Origin of the sequence: Streptomyces sp. MMCC 100, assembly GCF_041538145.2 — a bacterium.
Classification (GTDB): Bacteria; Actinomycetota; Actinomycetes; order Streptomycetales; family Streptomycetaceae; genus Streptomyces.
The window spans coordinates 115705-134222 of sequence record NZ_JBGORK020000001.1; the positions used below are offsets into that span (position 1 = coordinate 115705).

14 protein-coding genes and 1 pseudogene are annotated in these 18518 nt (G+C 71.1%); 5 read left to right on the top strand and 10 right to left on the bottom strand.

What is annotated here, in order from left to right; all coding sequences use genetic code 11:
• Nucleotides 1-5 precede the first annotated feature (5 nt).
• Nucleotides 6-1211, top strand: a complete 1206-nt coding sequence (locus ABS735_RS00575; RefSeq protein ID WP_373904951.1) for a MarP family serine protease — start codon at nt 6-8, stop codon at nt 1209-1211.
• A gap of 39 nt (nt 1212-1250) precedes the next feature.
• Here the strand turns inward: ABS735_RS00575 and ABS735_RS00580 are convergent, their stop codons facing one another.
• From ABS735_RS00580 to ABS735_RS00605, 6 genes are all read right to left on the bottom strand, one after another.
• Nucleotides 1251-1436: a hypothetical protein gene (locus ABS735_RS00580; RefSeq protein ID WP_078582024.1), complete on the bottom strand. Its 186-nt coding sequence runs from the start codon at nt 1434-1436 to the stop codon at nt 1251-1253.
• A gap of 149 nt (nt 1437-1585) precedes the next feature.
• Entirely contained in the window at nt 1586-2554 is a 969-nt protein-coding gene (locus ABS735_RS00585) for an alpha/beta fold hydrolase (protein WP_373904952.1), read from the bottom strand.
• A complete protein-coding gene (locus ABS735_RS00590; protein WP_059301776.1) occupies nt 2551-3039 on the bottom strand; it encodes a phage holin family protein in 489 nt (162 codons plus the stop codon). The genes ABS735_RS00585 and ABS735_RS00590 overlap by 4 nt, the downstream gene beginning before the upstream one ends.
• A 64-nt stretch (nt 3040-3103) precedes the next feature.
• Nucleotides 3104-4528: a Na+/H+ antiporter NhaA gene (gene nhaA, locus ABS735_RS00595; protein ID WP_373904953.1), complete on the bottom strand. Its 1425-nt coding sequence runs from the start codon at nt 4526-4528 to the stop codon at nt 3104-3106.
• Nucleotides 4529-4705: 177 nt separating this feature from the next.
• Entirely contained in the window at nt 4706-6661 is a 1956-nt protein-coding gene (gene acs / locus ABS735_RS00600) for an acetate--CoA ligase (RefSeq protein WP_373904954.1), read from the bottom strand.
• A gap of 258 nt (nt 6662-6919) precedes the next feature.
• Nucleotides 6920-9472 carry a SulP family inorganic anion transporter gene (locus ABS735_RS00605; RefSeq protein WP_373904955.1) on the bottom strand — a complete coding sequence of 851 codons (2553 nt, stop codon included), beginning with the start codon at nt 9470-9472 and terminating at the stop codon, nt 6920-6922.
• Nucleotides 9473-9726: 254 nt separating this feature from the next.
• On the opposite strand from ABS735_RS00605, the gene ABS735_RS00610 reads away from it, so the two are divergent.
• A complete protein-coding gene (locus ABS735_RS00610; protein WP_373904956.1) occupies nt 9727-11022 on the top strand; it encodes a polysaccharide deacetylase family protein in 1296 nt (431 codons plus the stop codon).
• 34 nt (nt 11023-11056) lie between these two features.
• On the opposite strand, the gene ABS735_RS00615 is transcribed toward ABS735_RS00610, so the two are convergent.
• Nucleotides 11057-12037 carry an ATP-binding protein gene (locus tag ABS735_RS00615; protein ID WP_373904957.1) on the bottom strand — a complete coding sequence of 327 codons (981 nt, stop codon included), beginning with the start codon at nt 12035-12037 and terminating at the stop codon, nt 11057-11059.
• 111 nt (nt 12038-12148) lie between these two features.
• Here ABS735_RS00615 and ABS735_RS00620 point away from each other — a divergent pair, with 111 nt between their 5' ends.
• Nucleotides 12149-12973, top strand: a complete 825-nt coding sequence (locus ABS735_RS00620; RefSeq protein ID WP_373904958.1) for a Fic family protein — start codon at nt 12149-12151, stop codon at nt 12971-12973.
• Nucleotides 12974-13416: 443 nt separating this feature from the next.
• Here the strand turns inward: ABS735_RS00620 and ABS735_RS00625 are convergent, their stop codons facing one another.
• The gene (locus tag ABS735_RS00625) at nt 13417-14274 is read right to left on the bottom strand and encodes an HAD family hydrolase (RefSeq protein WP_373904959.1); all 858 of its coding nucleotides are present in this window, start codon (nt 14272-14274) and stop codon (nt 13417-13419) included.
• Nucleotides 14275-14904: 630 nt separating this feature from the next.
• On the opposite strand from ABS735_RS00625, the gene ssd reads away from it, so the two are divergent.
• Both ssd and ABS735_RS00635 read left to right on the top strand, forming a co-directional pair.
• A complete protein-coding gene (gene ssd, locus ABS735_RS00630) occupies nt 14905-16098 on the top strand; it encodes a septum site-determining protein Ssd (RefSeq protein WP_373904960.1) in 1194 nt (397 codons plus the stop codon).
• 5 nt (nt 16099-16103) lie between these two features.
• Nucleotides 16104-17093 (top strand): annotated as a pseudogene (locus ABS735_RS00635) (ATPase, T2SS/T4P/T4SS family); the annotation flags it as partial.
• Between the two features lie 199 nt (nt 17094-17292).
• Here the strand turns inward: ABS735_RS00635 and ABS735_RS00640 are convergent.
• Nucleotides 17293-17961 (bottom strand): class I SAM-dependent methyltransferase, encoded by a 669-nt coding sequence (locus tag ABS735_RS00640; protein WP_373904961.1) that lies wholly within the window; start codon nt 17959-17961, stop codon nt 17293-17295.
• A gap of 82 nt (nt 17962-18043) precedes the next feature.
• Complete coding sequence (locus ABS735_RS00645; protein WP_373904962.1) at nt 18044-18517, bottom strand: glycine-rich domain-containing protein; 474 nt, start codon at nt 18515-18517, stop codon at nt 18044-18046.
• Nucleotide 18518 lies beyond the last annotated feature (1 nt).

Below are 18518 nucleotides of genomic sequence, written 5' to 3' on the forward strand. Positions count from 1 at the left end.
AATCAGTGAACGTGCTGGACATCTTGTTGCTGCTGGCCGCCGTCTGGTTCGCGATCGTCGGTTTCCGCCAGGGCTTCGTCGTCGGCATCCTGTCGGTGATCGGCTTCCTCGGCGGCGGACTCGTCGCCGTCTACCTGCTGCCGGTGATCTGGGACGCGCTGACGGACGACGCGGAGGTGAGCACGACCGCCGCGGTCGTCGCGGTCGTCGTCGTCATCGTGTGCGCCTCCGTCGGCCAGGCCCTGACGACCCATCTGGGCAACAAGCTGCGCCGCTACATCACGTGGTCCCCGGCCCGCGCCCTGGACGCCACCGGCGGTGCCCTGGTCAACGTCGTCGCCATGCTCCTCGTCGCCTGGCTGCTCGGCTCCGCCCTCGCGCGGACCACGATGCCGACGGTCGGCAAGGAGGTGCGGCAGTCCACGGTGCTGGCGGGAGTGCAGGAGGTACTGCCCGCGGGGGCCGACAACTGGTTCGACAACTTCACCTCGGTCCTCGACAAGAACGGTTTCCCGCAGGTCTTCAGCCCGTTCTCCAACGAGACGATCCCCGACACGCCGCCACCCGACCCGGCGCTGGTGAACAGCCCGGTCGCCGTCAGCGCCAAGCGCTCCATCGTCAAGGTCATGGGCACCGCCCCCGACTGCGGCAAGGTCCTCGAGGGCACCGGTTTCGTCTTCGCCGACCGCCGCGTCATGACCAACGCCCATGTCGTGGGCGGCGTCGACGAGCCCACGGTGCAGATAGGCGGCGAGGGCCGGAAGTACGACGCGACGGTCGTCCTCTACGACTGGCGGCGCGACATCGCCGTACTGGACGTGCCGGAACTGGGCGCGCCCGCGCTGCGGTTCACGGACGAGGACGAGGACGCACAGCGCAACGACGGCGCGATCGTCGCGGGCTTCCCGGAGAACGGGGCGTACGACGTCCGTGCCGCCCGGGTGCGCGGGCGCATCACGGCCAACGGGCCGGACATCTACCACCGCGACACCGTCCGCCGTGACGTCTACTCCCTGTACGCGACCGTCCGTCAGGGCAACTCCGGCGGCCCGCTGCTGACGCCGGAGGGCGAGGTGTACGGCGTGGTCTTCGCCAAGTCCCTGGACGACCCCGACACCGGCTACGCGCTCACCGCGGACGAGATCCGCGACGACATCAGCAAGGGCCGCACCGCCGGCCAGCAGGTGGACAGCGACAGCTGCGCGCTCTAGGCCCGCGTACGGGAGGCGTCGGGGCGGCGGCGCGGTCTCTCAGGTCCGTGGATGGCGCAGGCGTACGGATACCCAGCGGGCCCGGCGGCGCAGAATGCGCGGAATGCCCACCCGTAGGTCCGCACCCGCGAGTTGCGGGGTGCCGCCGCGTCGGTGGGTGCTGCTCACGCCGCTCGTGGAGCGGCCGTCGCGTGCTACGTCACTGTAGTCGTGCGTCCAGCCCATACCCGGACGTGTGCCCCCGCCCCAAGGTCGATAACCGCTTCTGAGGCCCCCAATTGGCCTATGCGCCGGGCAAGTGGCCGTTCATAGGACAAGCATTCCGGTTCGGATACCGGGCGCGTCCGTTCGGTGACCGATCGCTCATCAAACGGTCACCGATCGGGTTCGGGATCCTTCAGCCAGTTGATCAGTTCGGTCGAGAAGGCGACCGGATCCTCTTCGTGCGGGAAGTGCCCGAGTCCGTCGAACAGCCGCCAGCGGTACGGCGCTTCGACGTACTGCCCCGATCCGGCGGCGCTCCGCGTCCGCATCACGGGGTCCAGGGACCCGTGCAGATGCAGGGTCGGTACGCGCACCGGCCGCTTCATGCGGCGGTAGAACTGGATGCCGTCCGGACGGGCCAGGGAGCGCACCAGCCAGCGGTACGGCTCGACCGAGCAGTGCGCCGTGGAGGGGATGCACATGGCGCGGCGGTACGCCGCCACCGCCTCGTCGTCAAGGAGCCGCGGCCCGGACCAGTCGTGGAGCAGCCGGCCGACCAGCGCGCCGTCGTCCGCGGTGAGTTGACGCTCCGGCACCCAGGGGCGCTGGAAGCCCCAGATGTAGGAGCCCGCCCGGCTCTGGCGGACGTCCCCGAGCATGGCCGAGCGCCAGCGCCGGGGGTGCGGCATGGACGACACCGCGAGCCGTCGTACGAGCTTGGGCCGCATCGCGGCGGCCGTCCAGGCCAGGTAGCCGCCGAGGTCGTGACCGACCAGCGCGGCATCCGGCTCGCCGAGGGAGCGGACCACGCCGGTGATGTCGAGGGCGAGGCCCGCCGGGTCGTAGCCGCGCGGGGTGCGGTCGCTGCCGCCGACGCCGCGCAGGTCCATGGCGACCGCGCGGAAACCGGCGTCGGCGAGCGCCACCAGCTGGTGCCGCCAGGTCCACCAGAACTGCGGGAAGCCGTGCAGCAGCAGTACCAGCGGCCCGTCGCCCAGCTCGGCGATGTGGAAGCGGGCGCCGTTGGCCGCGACGTCCCGGTGGGTCACCTCGGGTCCGCCCGGGATACCGAGGCGTACGACCGACGTGGGGTGCTGCGCCGAGGAGGATTGCCCCGAAGGGGTGGTGGAGCCCGTCATGAGGACGAGCGTGCCACAGCCTCGATCGCTTCGGGGGACCGGTCCGCGGGCAGTTCCGGGCGCGGGTGCGGCTTGGCGTTCTGGAGCACGCCCGCCGACTGCTTCACCGAGGCGGCGACCTTCTGCGGACCGCGGCCCTTCTTGGCCTTCTTCGCGAAGACGATGCCGATCAGCGCGAGAAGGCCCGCGATCAGGACGTTGGCCGCGAAGGAGAGCAGGAAGCAGACCGCGAGGTTCCAGTGGCTCCAGGTCCGGATGCCGTAGGCCAGCGCGAAGCTCAGCATCGGCAGTGAGAAGAGCAGGAGCAGGCCCGCGGCGGAGAACGCGCCGCCGCTCGTCGCCCCGCGCTTGACGTCCTGCTTCAGCTGGGCCTTCGCCAGCGCGATCTCGTCGTGCACGAGCGCCGACATTTCGGTGGTCGCCGAGGCGAACAGCTGGCCGATGCTGCGTTCGGTGCCGACCGGGCTGCCGTCGGGTGCGCTCATCGCGGTCTCCCTCTTCTGCTGGCTCGTCTGAGTACGGTTCCGTCTTTTGTACCGTCTCGTCAGATCATGCCGGACGGTCGTCCTCATCGCCTGCCCCGCCCGCCACCTCGGCAAGCCGTGCCGACTCCATCTCCTCGGCGATCCGGCGGTGCTCGGCGGCCTTCTTCTCGTAGACGGCGGCCACGCGCAGGTGGTACGCGGGGTCGTCCTCCTCGTAGATGTCCGGGACACCGCTGAGGTCGTCGTCGCGCTCCTCCTCCGCGACCATCCCCCGGTACTTCGCGTTCCGTATCTTCAGCAGCACCGTCGCCAGGGCCGCAGCGATGAGCGAGCCGGTCAGGACGGCGGCCTTGACCTCGTCGGTCAGCAGCGTGTCGCCCTCGAAGGCCAGCTCGTCGATGAGCAGCGAGACGGTGAACCCGATGCCTGCCAGGGTCGCCACCGCGAACACGTCGGCCCATGCGAGGTCGTCGCTGAGCGACGCCCTGGTGAAGCGCGAGGTCAGCCAGGTGCCGCCGAAGATGCCCAGCGTCTTGCCGACGACGAGCCCGAGCACGACACCGAGCGTCTCCGGCTTGGTGAACACGTCGGCCAGCGCCCCGCCCGAGACGGCCACCCCCGCGCTGAACAGCGCGAACAGCGGCACGGCCAGGCCCGCCGACAGCGGGCGTACGAGGTGCTCGACGTGCTCGCCGGGGGAGTGGTCCTCGCCCTCGCGCGTGTGGCAGCGCAGCATCAGGCCCATCGCGACACCGGCGATGGTGGCGTGGATACCGCTGTTGTACATCAGGCCCCAGATCACCAAACCGAGCGGGACGTACACGTACCAGCCGCGTACGCCCTTGCGCAGCAGCAGCCAGAACACGACCAAGCCGACGACCGCGCCGCCCAGCGCGGCGAAGTTCAGGGAATCGGTGAAGAAGACCGCGATGATCAGGATGGCGAACAGGTCGTCGACGACGGCGAGTGTCAGCAGGAAGGCGCGCAGGGCGCTCGGCAGCGACGTGCCGATGACGGCGAGCACGGCGAGCGCGAAGGCGATGTCCGTGGCGGTCGGCACGGCCCAGCCGGCCAGTGAGCCGCCGCCGACGGCGGCGGTGACGGTGTAGACGACCGCCGGTACGGCCATGCCGCACAGTGCCGCCACCACCGGGAGCGCGGCGGCCTTGGGGTCCTTCAGGTCACCGGCGACGAGTTCGCGTTTGAGTTCGATGCCGGCGACGAAGAAGAAGATCGCGAGGAGTCCGTCGGCGGCCCAGTGCGCCACCGACAGGTTCAGGCCGAGGGTCTCGGGGCCGAAGTGGAAGTGGCTGACGCTCTCGTAGCTGTCGCGCAGCGCCGGTATGTTCGCCCACACCAGGGCGGCGATCGCGGCGACCAGCAGCAGGACGCCGCCGACGGTTTCGGTGCGCAGCGCGTCCGCGAGGTAGGTGCGCTCCGGGAGGGACAGCCGTCCGAAGGCTTTGCGGGGGGTGCGGGGCGCGGTCACGAGGAGAACCTCCGGTCGGTGGGCAGCACGGAACACGTGCCGACCAGACTTCCCGGCGCACCATGAGGATCTTGATGAGTCTCTTGCTTTCTCCCCAGCTTACCCGGGCCCCGGCTCTCCCACAGGGCGAGGGCACCCGGCACGTGCGCGACGCCGGGTGCCCTCGGTGTCCGTGACTCAGTCCTCGCTCGGCGCCGCCGGGAGCTTGGACTGGATGAGGTCCATGACCGTCGAGTCCGTCAGGGTCGTGACGTCCCCGAGCTGCCGGTTCTCCGCGACGTCGCGCAGCAGGCGCCGCATGATCTTGCCGGAGCGGGTCTTCGGCAGCTCCGCCACCGGCAGGATCCGCTTGGGCTTGGCGATCGGGCCGAGCGTGGCACCGACGTGGTTGCGCAGCTCGGCGACCAGGTCGTCGCTCTCCGCCGCCGCACCGCGCAGGATCACGAAGGCGACGATGGCCTGCCCGGTGGTCTCGTCCGCCGCGCCGACCACGGCCGCCTCGGCGACCGACGGGTGGGAGACGAGGGCCGATTCGACCTCGGTGGTGGAGATGTTGTGGCCGGAGACGAGCATCACGTCGTCGACCCGGCCGAGGAGCCAGATGTCGCCGTCGTCGTCCCTCTTGGCGCCGTCGCCCGCGAAGTACTTGCCCTCGAAGCGCGACCAGTACGTGTCGATGAACCGCTGGTCGTCGCCCCAGATGGTGCGCAGCATCGACGGCCACGGCTCGGTGAGCACCAGGTAACCGCCCCCGCCGTTCGGCACCTCGTTGGCCTCGTCGTCGACGACGGTGGCGGAGATGCCGGGCAGCGGGCGCTGGGCGGAGCCCGGCTTGGCCTCCGTGACGCCCGGCAGCGGCGTGATCATCATCGCGCCGGTCTCGGTCTGCCACCAGGTGTCGACGACCGGGGTGGCGTCCGCGCCGATGTTCTTGCGGTACCAGATCCACGCCTCGGGGTTGATCGGCTCGCCGACCGAGCCGAGGACACGCAGGGACGACAGGTCGAACTTCGCGGGGATGTCGTCGCCCCACTTCATGAACGTCCGGATCGCGGTGGGCGCCGTGTAGAGGATCGTCACGCCGTACTTCTGCACGATCTCCCAGAACCGGCCCTGGTGCGGGGTGTCCGGGGTGCCCTCGTACATGACCTGCGTGGCGCCGTTGGCGAGCGGGCCGTAGACGATGTACGAGTGCCCGGTGACCCAGCCGACGTCGGCCGTGCACCAGAAGACGTCGGTCTCCGGCTTGAGGTCGAAGACGGCCCAGTGCGTGTACGCCGTCTGTGTGAGGTAACCGCCGGAGGTGTGCAGGATGCCCTTGGGCTTACCCGTCGTGCCGGACGTGTACAGGATGAACAGCGGGTGCTCGGCGTCGAACGCCTCGGGCGTGTGCTCGGCGGACTGCCGGTCGACGGTCTCGTGCCACCACTTGTCGCGGGAGTCGTCCCAGGCGACGTCCTGGCCGGTGCGGCGGACGACGAGCACGTGCTCGACGATCCCGGCGCGCTCGACGGCCTCGTCGACGGCCGGCTTGAGGGCGGACGGCTTGCCGCGCCGGTATCCGCCGTCGGCGGTGATGACGACGCGGGCGTCGGCGTCCTGGATGCGGGTGGCGAGGGCGTCCGAGGAGAAGCCGCCGAAGACGACCGAGTGCGCGGCGCCGATGCGGGCGCAGGCCAGCATCGCGATCGCCGTCTCGGGGATCATCGGCATGTAGATCGCGACCCGGTCGCCCTTCTGCACGCCGAGCTCCAGCAGGGCGTTGGCGGCCTTGGAGACCTCGTCCTTGAGCTGCGCGTAGGTGATGGCGCGGCTGTCGCCGGACTCGCCCTCGAAGTGGATGGCGACGCGGTCGCCGTTGCCGGCCTCCACGTGCCGGTCCACGCAGTTGTAGGCGACGTTCAGCGTGCCGTCCTTGAACCACTTGGCGAACGGCGGGTTCGACCAGTCGAGGGTCTCGGTCGGCTCCTTCGCCCAGGTCAGCCGACGGGCCTGCTCGGCCCAGAAGCCGAGCCTGTCAGCCTTGGCCTGTTCGTACGCCTCCGCCGTGACGTTGGCGTTCGCCGCCAGGTCGGCGGGGGGTGCGAACCTGCGTTCTTCCTTGAGCAGGTTGGCCAAGGATTCGTTGCTCACGACATCTCCCTTTCTCAGGGTTGTCCGTTGTGTCCCAGGCCACAGCTCATCAGACCCGGGGGGCCGATGACAAGGGTCGACGGGCAAATGGTTTAGACCTGTTCTGGTCGCCGCCTGCCTGCTGCCTCTCCTTCGTGGTCCGTGGTCACCTGTACCCACGGACGCCGACGGCGCGGGGTTCAGCGTGTGTAACGCCGCTCACACCGGCCCGCGCCTCGGCTCCCCGGGACCGACCCGGAAGGTCAGGAGGTCGGACGGCTAGCCGGTCAGGTTCGTCTCCCGCACCAGTTCGAACACGCCGCCGTCCGCGTCCTCGGACAGCAGGTACGACTGGGCCTCGCCGACGTGGAAGTACATGCCGTGCAGTTCCAGGTCGCCGGCGTCCAGCGCCCGGGCCACCGACTCGTGGGCGCGCAGGTGCTCCAGCTGCTGGACCACGTTGGCCAGACACAGCCGCTCGGCCGCGTCTGCGGGCCCGCGTCCGGCCAGCCGGGGCCGGGGACGGGCGCGGACCACGTCGTCCGCCTCCAGGTCCTCGCCCGCGTTCGCGTTCGCGGGTACGCGTTCCAGGCTCGGCAGCCCGTGCCGCAGCCACCGCTGGAGGGGAGTCCGCATATCCCCCGGCCCCGCCCCGAGCAGGGCCTGCATGGCCCCGCACCCGGAGTGCCCGCACACGGTGATGGACCGCACCTTCAGCACGTCCACCGCGTACTCGATCGCGGCGGCCACCGAGTCGTCGCCGCTCTCCTCGCCGGGCAGCGGCACGAAGTTGCCGACGTTGCGCACCACGAAGAGGTCGCCGGGACCACTGGAGGTGATCATCGACGTGACCACCCGGGAGTCGGCGCAGGTCAGGAACAGCTGGGAGGGCTGCTGTCCCTCCCGCGCCAGCCGGGCCAGCTCACGGCGCATCAGCGGGGCGGTGTTGCGGTGGAACGCGCTGATGCCGCGGGCGAGTTCGTGCCCGGTGGGTCTCGTGACGCGGGCGGGCTCGGTGAGACCGGTGGATCCGGCGGATCCGGCGGATCCGGTGGGTCTGGTGGGCCTGGTCGATCCGGTGGGTCCAGCGGATCCGTCGGGGGCGCCGGGTGCGCTCGGGCCGGTGGCCGGGACGGTCGTCTTGCCGGGGGCCCCGCTGTGGGGTCCGCCGGTGGTGGCCTGCCGGGCCGTGCCGGGTGGAGGTGCCGCCGGGGGACGTTCGCACTGGTGGTTGCGCCACGGTGTCCAGGGGCGGCAGCGGCAGCCGTCGACCTCGGCCGGTTCGGAGATGCGGGTGCCGGGTCGGCGCCCGGTGATGTCGACGGCGCCGCCCTGAGCGGTGTGCGTCTTCTGCCAGTCCTGCAGGGTCTCGTACGCCGCGTGGTCCATGAACGATCCGTCCAACTCCACGACGGCGTCCGCTCCGTGGGGCACCTGGTGCAGGACCCGGCTGAGCCGCGGCACGGCGAGGAACGTCAACTGGCCGCGCACCTGTACGTGGTGGACTCCTTCCGCGTCGTCGTGGGTGATCCGGGTGCGGGTGAGGCGGTGCAGGGCGACGCCGACGGCGACGGCGATGCCGAGCGCGACGCCCTCCAGGACGCCGAGGAAGACCACACCGCAGGTGGTGACCGCGTAGACCAGCACCTCACGGTGGCGGGTCACCGTGCGAATGTGGTTCAGCGAGACCATCTTGAGGCCGACGGCCATGACCAGGGCGGCGAGCGAGGCGAGTGGGATGAGCTCCAGGGTCGGGACCATCAGCAGTGCGGCGATCACTACGAGAACGCCGTGCAGCATCGTGGAGTTCCGGCTGACGGCGCCCGCCGCCACATTCGCGGAACTGCGCACGGCCACACCGGCGATGGGCAGCCCGCCGAGCGACCCGGAGACGATGTTGGCGGCACCCTGACCGAGCAGTTCGCGGTCGAGGTTGGAGCGCTTGACGTGACCGGTCGGAGCAGGCCGGGCGGCGACCAGTTTGTCCACGGCGACCGCGCCGAGCAGGGACTGCACGCTGCACACCAGCGTGGTGGTGAGGACGGCGGCGACGAGGCCGAGCACCGGACCGTCGGGCAGTGTGGCCAGGGCGTGGCTGTTCCAGGACGGCAGGTCGACCTTGGGCAGGCGAAGCCCGGTGAGGGAGGCGACCGCCGTGGCACCGGAGACGGCGATCAGGGCGGCGGGCAGCTTGCCCAGCAGTTCCCCGGCGCGGCCGGGGATGCGGGGCCAGAGCAGCAGCAGGGTCAGGGTCAGCACGCTCACGGCCAGGTCGGCGGGGTGGAGGTTCGCCAACTGGGCGGGCAGCGCGACCAGGTTGTCCGGCACGGAGCTCTGGGGAGTGCCGCCGAGGACGATGTGGAGCTGTGCGACGGCGATGGTGACACCGATGCCGGCGAGCATGCCGTGCACGATGGCGGGGCTCACGGCGAGCGCGGAGCGCGCCACGCGCAGGCAGCCGAGGCCCAGTTGGGCGAGCCCGGCGAGAACGGTGATGGCGCAGGTCGTACGCCATCCGTAGTGCTGGATGAGGTCGGCGGTGACCACGGTGAGCCCGGCGGCGGGGCCGCTGACCTGGAGCGGGCAGCCGCCGATCCGTCCGGCGACGATCCCGCCCACCGCGGCGGCGACCAGGCCGGCCTGGAGGGGGGCGCCGGTGGCGAGGGCGATGCCCAGGGAGAGGGGCAGGGCGATCAGGAAGACCGCGATCGCGGCCGAGACGTCGGCGCCCGCGACGCGGAGGCGCCGGGGGCCGCTGGGCGGTGGGCTGTGGGGTGGGTGGACGTGCTTGGTCCGGGCCGAATCGGCGCGGGCGGGGACGCAGGCTGACATGGTCCCGACTCCTGAGGGTCGTTCGATTACAGCGAGTAAATAGAGAGTAATTCAGAGTAAAGAAGAGGCATAGGTTTTTAGCGCGAATGGAGTAACGCCCCGCGTATTCGAGTGAATCAGTTATTTCATCGGCTTGTCGTACTAATTCCTTCTCATTTCCGTGTCACCTTGACGGCGCTGACGGCACGGCCCGGCTCAGCACCCGACATCGCCTCGTCGGCGTTGGCCCGAGAGAAGGAAGAAGGTGGGCGGACATGGCCGCCACCCGCAGGATGGCCTCCCACAGGATGGCCGCGCGCGCCGTGGTCGCCGCGGTCTGCGCCGCGTCGCTCGCCGGTTGCGCGATCGACAACGGCACCGGTTCCGGGGAAGGCACGCAAGGCTCGGAGAAGGAAAAAGGGAAAGCGGCACCGGCGCCGAAGAACGCGGTCCGGCTGATCGGTGACGGTTCCACCGCGTACACCGGGGCCCAGCCGCACCTGCCCCGGCCCGAACGCCTCAAGCCCGGCCAGAAGCCCCCGCAGTTCGTGGTGTTCTCGTGGGACGGCGCGGGCGAGGACAGTCAGAAGTTGTTCTCCCACTTCCGCGAAGTGGCCAAGGAGAACAACGCCACGATGACGTACTTCCTGAGCGGCGTGTACATGCTGCCGGACGAGAAACGGGACCTGTACAACCCGCCCCAGCACTCCCCGGGCCGCTCCGACATCGGCTTCAACGACGAGCAGGGCATCACCGACACCGTCAAACAGCTGCGGCTGGCATGGCAGGAGGGCAACGAGATCGGCACCCACTTCAACGGGCACTTCTGCGGCGCCGGCGGCGGGGTCGGCGAGTGGTCCGTCGAGGAGTGGAAGGAGGAGATCAGCCAGGCCAAGCAGTTCGTGAAGACCTGGAAGACCAACACCGGGATGAAGAACGCGGCGCCTTTGCCCTTCGACTACGAAAAGGAGCTGATCGGCGCCCGCACCCCGTGCCTGGAGGGCCAGAAGAACTTCATGAAGGCCGCGAGCCAGATGGGCTTCCGCTACGACAGCAGCGGGGTGAACAACCAGGTCTGGCCGTCGAAGAAGGAGGGCCTGTGGGACCTGTCGATGCAGCTCGTGCCGTTCCCCGGCCACTCCTACGAGCAGCTCACCATGGACTACAACTACATGGTGAACCAGTCGGGCTCCGCCACCCAGGGCGACCCCGCCAAGCGCGAACTCTGGGGTGACCAGATGCGCGACAGCCTACTCAAGGGCTTCGAGCGGGCCTACGACGGCAACCGGGCGCCCCTGATCATCGGCAACCACTTCGAGTCCTGGAACGGCGGCACCTACATGCGCGCCGTCGAGGAGGTCGTCGAGACGGTGTGCACCAAGGAGGAGGTGCGCTGTGTCTCCTTCCGGCAGCTCGCGGACTGGCTGGACGCCCAGGACCCGAAGGTCCTGAAGAAGCTGCGCACCCTCGGCGTCGGGGAGGCCCCCAAGAAGAGCTGGGCGTCCTTCCTGTCGGCCGCACCCGCACCGGCGCCGAAGGGAGTGCCCGGGGCGCCGGCCGCCAAGCAGTAGCGGGCGCCCGCCCTCCAAGGGGGCAGGAGGACGGTCACGCGGGGGCGGCGACCTCCTCGCCGAGCACGAAACCGGGGTCGACCTGCGCCGCCAGGTCGACACCGGTGCGCTCGTTGCCCCAGCTCTGGGCGTTCTTCAGGTGGAAGTGGACCATCTGCTGTGTGTAACGCGCCCAGTCCCGCAGCTCGTACGTCGCGTCGACGGCCGTGTGCAGCGCGCGCAGCGCCCGGCCGTTGGCCTCCTCCAGGAGCTCGAACCGGGGCGGGCGGCCCTTCTCCATGGCGCGCACCCAGTCCGAGTGCCCGACGGTGACCAGCAGGTCCTCCCCGACCTGGTCGCGCAGGAAGTCGAGGTCGTCCTGGCCCTGCACCTTGTTGCCGACGACTTTCAGGGTGACGCCGAAGTCGCGGGCGTACTCCTTGTACTGGCGGTAGACGGAGACCCCCTTCCGGGTCGGCTCGGCGACGAGGAACGTGATGTCGAAGCGGGTGAACATGCCGGAGGCGAACGAGTCCGAGCCGGCGGTCATGTCCACCACGACGTACTCGTCACGGCCGTCCACCAGGTGGTTCAGGCACAGCTCCACCGCTCCCGTCTTGGAGTGGTAGCAGGCGACCCCCAGGTCGGCGTCCGTGAAGGGCCCGGTGACCATCAAACGGACGGCCCCGCCGTCGAGTTCCACCGGCCGGGCGCAGGCGTCGTAGACCGGGTTGTCCCCGCGCACCCGCAGCAGGCGCGAGCCCTCGCCGGGCGGCGTCGTTTTGATCATCTTCTCGGCGGAGGCGATACGCGGGTTGGTGCCGCGCAGATGCTCCTTGATCAGCGGAAGGTGCTCGCCGAGCGCGGGCAGCCCGGCCGCCTCCGCGTCGTCGAGGCCCAGCGCGGCCCCCAGGTGCTGGTTGATGTCGGCGTCGATCGCGACGACGGGTGCGCCGGTGGCGGCGAGATGGCGGACGAACAGGGAGGACAGGGTCGTCTTGCCGCTGCCGCCCTTCCCGACGAAAGCAATTTTCATGTTCACCAACGGTAGCGGCTCGATAGCTGTAAGTGGCACACGAGGCCGGCGACGGGTGAAGAAGACCACTCATTCGTGGGGCGCGGCGCCGGGTTGCGTAGGGTCTTACCCATGAGTACGACAGGCGCGAACGCCGATCCGCTCGCGGCCCTGGGCGCCCTGCCCGGCGTGGCCGAGTCCGTGGAGTCCGTACGCAAGGCCGTGGACCGCGTCTACGGCCACCGGATCATGCGGCGTCGCAGCAACGAGATCACCTCCGAGGCGGCACTGCGCGGCGCCCGGGGCTCGGCGGCGCTGTCCGGGGCGGACTGGGCCCTGGAGGAGGTGCGCCGGCGCAGCGACTTCAGCGGCGACGACGAGGCACGCGCGGTGGGCGCCGCGCTCCGCCTCACCGCCGAGGCGGGACAGCTGCTGTCCATCTGGCGCCAGTCGCCGCTGCGGGTGCTGGCCCGGCTGCACCTGGTGGCGGCGGCCACCAAGGCCGACGAGGTGGGGCGGCCCCGCCGGCAGGGCGAGCCGGTGGACGAACCGCTTGTCGAGCTGCCGCTGCCCGACGCCGAGGAGGCGCACGGCCGTCTGGACGGCCTGGCCGAGCTGGTCACGGCCGGCGGTTCCGCGCCGGCGTTGGTGACGGCCGCCGTGGTGCACGGGGAACTCCTGGCGCTGCGCCCGTTCACCTCCCACAACGGACTGGTCGCGCGCGCGGCCGAGCGCATCGTCCTGGTCGGCAGCGGCCTGGACCCCAAGTCGGTCTGTCCGGCCGAGGTCGGCCACGCCGAACTGGGCCGCGCGGCCTACCTGGCGGCGCTCGACGGCTACGTCTCCGGAACCCCGGAGGGCATGGCCGCCTGGATCGCCCACTGCGGCAAGGCGGTCGCGCTGGGCGCCCGCGAGTCGACGGCGGTGTGCGAGGCACTCCAGCGCGGGGCGGCGTAAGGCGAACGGGGCGGCACAAGGCGAAAGGCGAACGGTGTGCTGTTCCGGCGGACGGAACAGAAATGCGGCGGTACGAGTGCTCGTACCGCCGCTGGCATGACCACCGGGTTACCAAGCGTCCTCGGTTTGTGCCCATCAGGTCGGGAACTTCGCCCGTCACCTGGTGCGGCTGGCCCGTAATCGACGGGTCGACGTCGCGTGGGTGCCCGGTGTCCATGCTCGGTCCGTGGGGCCGAATGCGTGTTTAAGGGGATCCTTTCGGATGTCCTTGGTCTCGCGGGCCGTTGAGTCCTTTGTACTACCGGGCCCGAGCAAGCGGAAGTGCTCGCCGCACTTCTTTACTTTTGCGCTCATACACGGGTGAAAGGGCTGACCGGGTCGCCCAACCTGCCCGGCCTGCCTGGTCTGTCTGGGCCGGTCGGCCGGTCCGACCGTCGGGCCGGTCAGGCCGCCGTGGACCGGCGTCGGCTCGCGTACCAGACGAGACCCGCGGTGGCTGCCGCGGCGCCTATCGCGGCGGCGGCGACGAGCGCGGGCCGCGGTGGCACGGAGAAGCCCCCGAGCCGCTGCTTGAGCCGCACCGGACGATGGAAATCGAGAATCGGCCACTCGCGCGCGAGAGCCTCCCGGCGCAGCGCCCGATCCGGATTGACCGCGTGCGGATGGCCGACGGCCTCGAGCATCGGCAGGTCGGTCGCCGAGTCGCTGTAGGCGTAGCAGCGGGACAGGTCGTACCCCTCGGACCCGGCCAGCTCCCGGATCGCCTCCGCCTTGGTCGGGCCGTACGCGTAGTACTCCACCTCTCCGGTGAAGCAGCCGTCGTCACCCACGATCATGCGGGTCGCCACCACCCGGTCCGCGCCGAGCAGCTCACCGATCGGCTCGACGACCTCGGCGCCCGACGTGGACACGATCACGACGTCGCGGCCGGCGGTGTGGTGCTCCTCGATCAGGGAGGCCGCCTCGTCGTAGATGATCGGGTCGATCAGGTCGTGCAGGGTCTCGGCGACCAGCTCCTTGACCAACTGGACGTTCCACCCGCGGCACAGTGCGGAGAGGTACTCGCGCATCCGCTCCATCTGGTCGTGGTCGGCCCCGCCGGCGAGGAAGACGAACTGGGCATATGCGGTACGCAACACGGCCCTGCGGTTGATCAGCCCGCCTTGGTAGAACGACTTGCTGAACGTCAGCGTGCTCGACTTCGCAATGACCGTCTTGTCCAGGTCAAAGAAGGCCGCCGTGCGGGGCATGGAGTGGGGCGCGGAGCGGGGCAAGGAGTGGTTTTCCACAAGCCTGAGCATAGGCGCAGCCCATTCGGCGTAAGCTGGGGCGCGTGGGTTTGCCTGAGAAGGCTCTCGGGTACACCATGGAAGTCACGGATCGTTCGCGACCGTGCTAACCCGGTCCGACTCCTCCCCCCCCGAGTCGGCCGTGGAGACGACCCCCGCTCTCCCCCCCGGCGGGGGTCGTCGCATGTCCGGGTGGGTTTCTTCACTCTTCCCATGATCTGGGCCCTGTGCCGTGACGGCGCGGGGCCCGTGTCTTGTCATGAATATGATCGGCTACGCAGTGTAGTTGCCGGGCTGCTCTGCGGAAGTCGTACGCGGGACGGAGCGGGGTCGAACGCGGCTCACCGGTTCGAGTGAGTCGATATTCACAACCATCGAGTTGTCCACAGTTTTTGACCAAGATCCACACGATTTCCCGGAACGCTGCACCGTGATTCCCATGCGTTCGGACCGCGCCGAGTTCTCCGGCCGGATCTGTTTGCCGGACGCGTGATGTCGGCCGCTCGTGCGGGACCGGTTTCCGGTTGCTCACACGGCCGCGAATCGCGGGGCCGCGGGGCTGCGCGAGAGACGACGAGACACCACGAGACCACGAGACCACCGGCGCGACCGCGGGAGTCGCGCCGAAGGGGGAAACGAGCCATGACCGGAACCATCACGCACGACCCGCCGCCCGCCGCCGGAGGGCGGCAGGGCGGACCCTTGATCGTCACCGAGGACCCGGACCTCCTCGACGACCTGCTGCGCCTGTGCGCGGCCGCGGGCGCCACGCCGGAGGTGCACCACTCGGTACCCGTGATGCCCCCTCCGACGCCTCCGGGGCTTACTACGGCGACGACGTCCTCAACGACCATGACACCCTCGGCGTCCGCACGGCCGACCGGCTGGGAGGCCGCGCCACTGGTCCTGGTCGGGGACGACGCGGCGCGGCGCGTCCGCGGAGCCGTGCGCAGACGCGGAGTGGTCCTCGTGGGCCGCGACCAGGACGACTCGGGGGTCTGGCAGAGGGCGGTCGAGATCGGCGCCGACCATGTCCTGATGCTGCCCGACGGTGAGCAGTGGCTGGTCGACCGCATCGCCGACGTCGCCGAGGGGGTCGGCCGTCCCGCCCTCACCGTCGGAGTCATCGGTGGCCGGGGCGGGGCCGGAGCGTCCACGCTGTCCTGCGCGCTCGCCGTCACCTCCGCGCGGGAAGGGCTGCGCAGTCTGCTGGTGGACGCCGATCCGATGGGCGGCGGCCTCGACGTCCTCCTCGGCGGCGAGACGGCCGATGGGCTGAGATGGCCGGCGTTCGCGGCCTCGCGCGGGCGGGTCGGCGGCGGCGCCCTGGAGGAGTCGCTGCCCGAGCTGCATGCGCTGCGGGTGCTCAGCTGGGACCGGGGGGACTGCGTCGCGGTACCGCCGCAGGCCGTACGTGCGGTGCTCGCGGCGGCCCGGCGAAGGGGCGGCACGGTCGTCGTGGACCTGCCACGCCGGATCGACGACGGCGTCGCCGAGGTCCTCGCGCAGCTCGACGTCGGGATCCTCGTCGTTCCCGCCGAACTGCGGGCCGTCGCGGCGGCGGGCCGGGTGGCGGCCGCGGTCGGCATGGTCCTGCGCGACCTCCGGGTGGCGGTACGCGGGCCGTACGCCTCCGGACTCGACGACCGCGAGGTGGCCCGGCTGCTCGGCCTGCCCCTGGCCGGTGAAGTGCCGGTCGAGCCCGGGCTGTTGCGCGCCACGGAGAGCAGACGGCCACCGGGCACGCCCTCCCGCGGCCCGCTGGCGCGCTTCTGCCGGGGGTTCTGGGAACGGGCGCTGGCGGAGTCGGAGGTGCGGGGCGGGAGCGCCCCGTGAGGGACATGGCTGGAGCGGTCGCGAGCGGTGGAAGGCGGGTCGAGGTGGACATGATGGTCGCGGGGGAGCCGGGCGGGACGTCGGGGATGCCCGCGGGACCGGCTCCGGGGAAGGCGGCGGGTGGCAGCGGTCCCGTGACGCCCGAGGGGCTGACGGCGCCGGTGGTGCGCGAGGGACTGACGGCGCGGGTGGCGCCGGGCTGGGCCTTCCGGCAGTCCGGACGATCGCCTGCGGGAGGCCCTGCGCGTCGCATCCCTGGGCCATCGGTGGGGTCGGCATCTGCTGGATTTCCGGAGGCCGCTTCCGGACGGGCGCAGGTGCAGGCGCAGGGGAGAGGTTCCGTGCGGTCCTCGGCGACGGCTTCGCAGAGAGGCCCGGGCGCCGCGCCGGGGACGCTCGCCGTGCCAGATACGCTCGCCGCGCCCGGGATGCTCGACGGCGTGCGGCGCCGGTTGGCCGAGAGCGGAGCGGAGCCGACGCCCGCGCGTGTGGCGCAGGCCCTGCGGGAGCAGGGGCGGGTGCTCGGGGACGCCGAGATCCTCGGTGCCGCCGAACAGCTCAGGTCGGAACTCGTCGGCAGTGGACCCCTCGAGCCGCTGCTCGCCGACCCGTCGGTGACGGACGTACTGGTTTCCGCCCCCGACCGGGTGTGGGTGGACCGGGGCGGTGGCCTGGAGTTGGCGCCGGTCGCCTTCCCGGACGCGGGGGCGGTACGGCGGCTCGCGCAGCGCCTCGCCACCGTCGCCGGGCGCAGACTCGACGACGCCCGGCCCTGGGTGGACGCCAGGCTGCCCGACGGCACCCGGCTGCACGCGGTGCTGCCACCGGTCGCCGTCGACTGCACCTGCCTGTCGCTGCGGGTGGTACGGCCGCGCGCCTTCACGCTCGACGAGCTGACGGCGGCGGGCACCGTGCCGCCCGGCGGCGACCGCGTGCTGCGCGCTCTGGTGCGCGCCCGGCTGTCCTTCCTCGTCAGCGGCGGCACGGGCAGCGGCAACCCCAATAGGTGGCTGTAACGCCTCTAAGGTGATCATGTTCCGAGGGGTGCGAGCTGTCGCGCACCCACGCCTCTGACCTGCGGTTATGTGGCCCGATTCGGCGCCGCGCGTGATCGCCTTCGAATCCAAGGTGAGCACAGAAAGCGGCCCCGGACAGCGGTTCAGGTCGCAGTCCGGGGCCGCGTGGGGAGGCCGCTCAGGCCCGCGCCTGGACGATGAGGGTGCCCGTCGTCCGCTTCCCCGGGGGCGCGGCCAGCACCTCGGCGGTCACGTCGGTGAAGCCGTGCTCCTTCAGCAGCCGCTCCCACCCGTCCGGCTCGTAGTCCCACCGCTTCACGACGAGCGGGTCCTCGTCGGCGCCGCGAGGGATGTACGAGGCCTGGCAGCCGTAGCAGCCCTCCACTGGAGGCCGCTGTGAGAACGCCAACCAGCCGCCCGGGCGCAGCCGCTCACGGATCGCGGGCAGCAGCAGCGCGGGGTCGGTGAACCAGACGGCGCCGTACACCGAGTACACCGCGGCGAACCCTTCCTGGTCCTCCCGCAAGAAGCTGACGGCGTCCGCCTGGTGCAGCTCCAGGCCGGCCGTCTGCCCCCAGCGCTCGCGGGCCGCTGCCAGCTGCTTGGGGGAGACGTCAACGCCGACCGCGCAGTGGCCGAGCGCCGCCAGGTGCGCGGCATTGCCGCCCTTCCCGCATCCGAGGTCCAGGATGCGGCCGCCCGCTGGGGCCTCGAGGAGTTCGGCGCCCGGACCGTGGTCGGCGTACTGGGTCCAGTTGAACCAGGTCGTCTCGCCGCGAGCGTTTGTCGGCCGGCGCTCGGGGCGCTGCCGTGAGTAGGTGTCCCAGGCGATCGCCGTGTCTGTCACGTGGTGCTCCGCTCATAGGGCCAGCCGCCCGGCTGTGACGCCGGACGGCTGGAGTCTTGCACGAGGGGCGTGGTGCGGTGTGCTACTTCCCCTTGCCGCTGTTCGGGCTGTCGCTGCACCCGGCATGGCACTGGGTGCAGTCGGCCATGTCCGGCCACAGCTCCTCATCGACCGCGTACCCGGCGGCCGTGATGGCGGCGAGAGTTCGCTCGCGGGTGGCGCGCGCCGCACCCGGCGTCTCCCCGCCGTCGTCGGTGGGGATGTGGTGGACGAAGCCGCCGACGGTCCGCTCGCAGAACCGGGCGTAGTCGACGGTGTGCAGGATGAACGCGTGCCAGCCGTAGTCGACGAGCTGGCTCGGCGAGAGGGACTGGCCCGGGAAGCGGCCGGAGGCGGCGATGAACGCGGCGGCCTGGCCGACGATGCGGCGCGCGGTCGCCTCGCTGATCTCCGGGTGGTCGGTGGTGATGCGGCGGGCGAGCCGGTCGGTCACCTTGGGGTCGACGAGGGCGGCGGGGTCGGTGGTGCCCACGGGGTTCTCTAACGCGATGGTCACG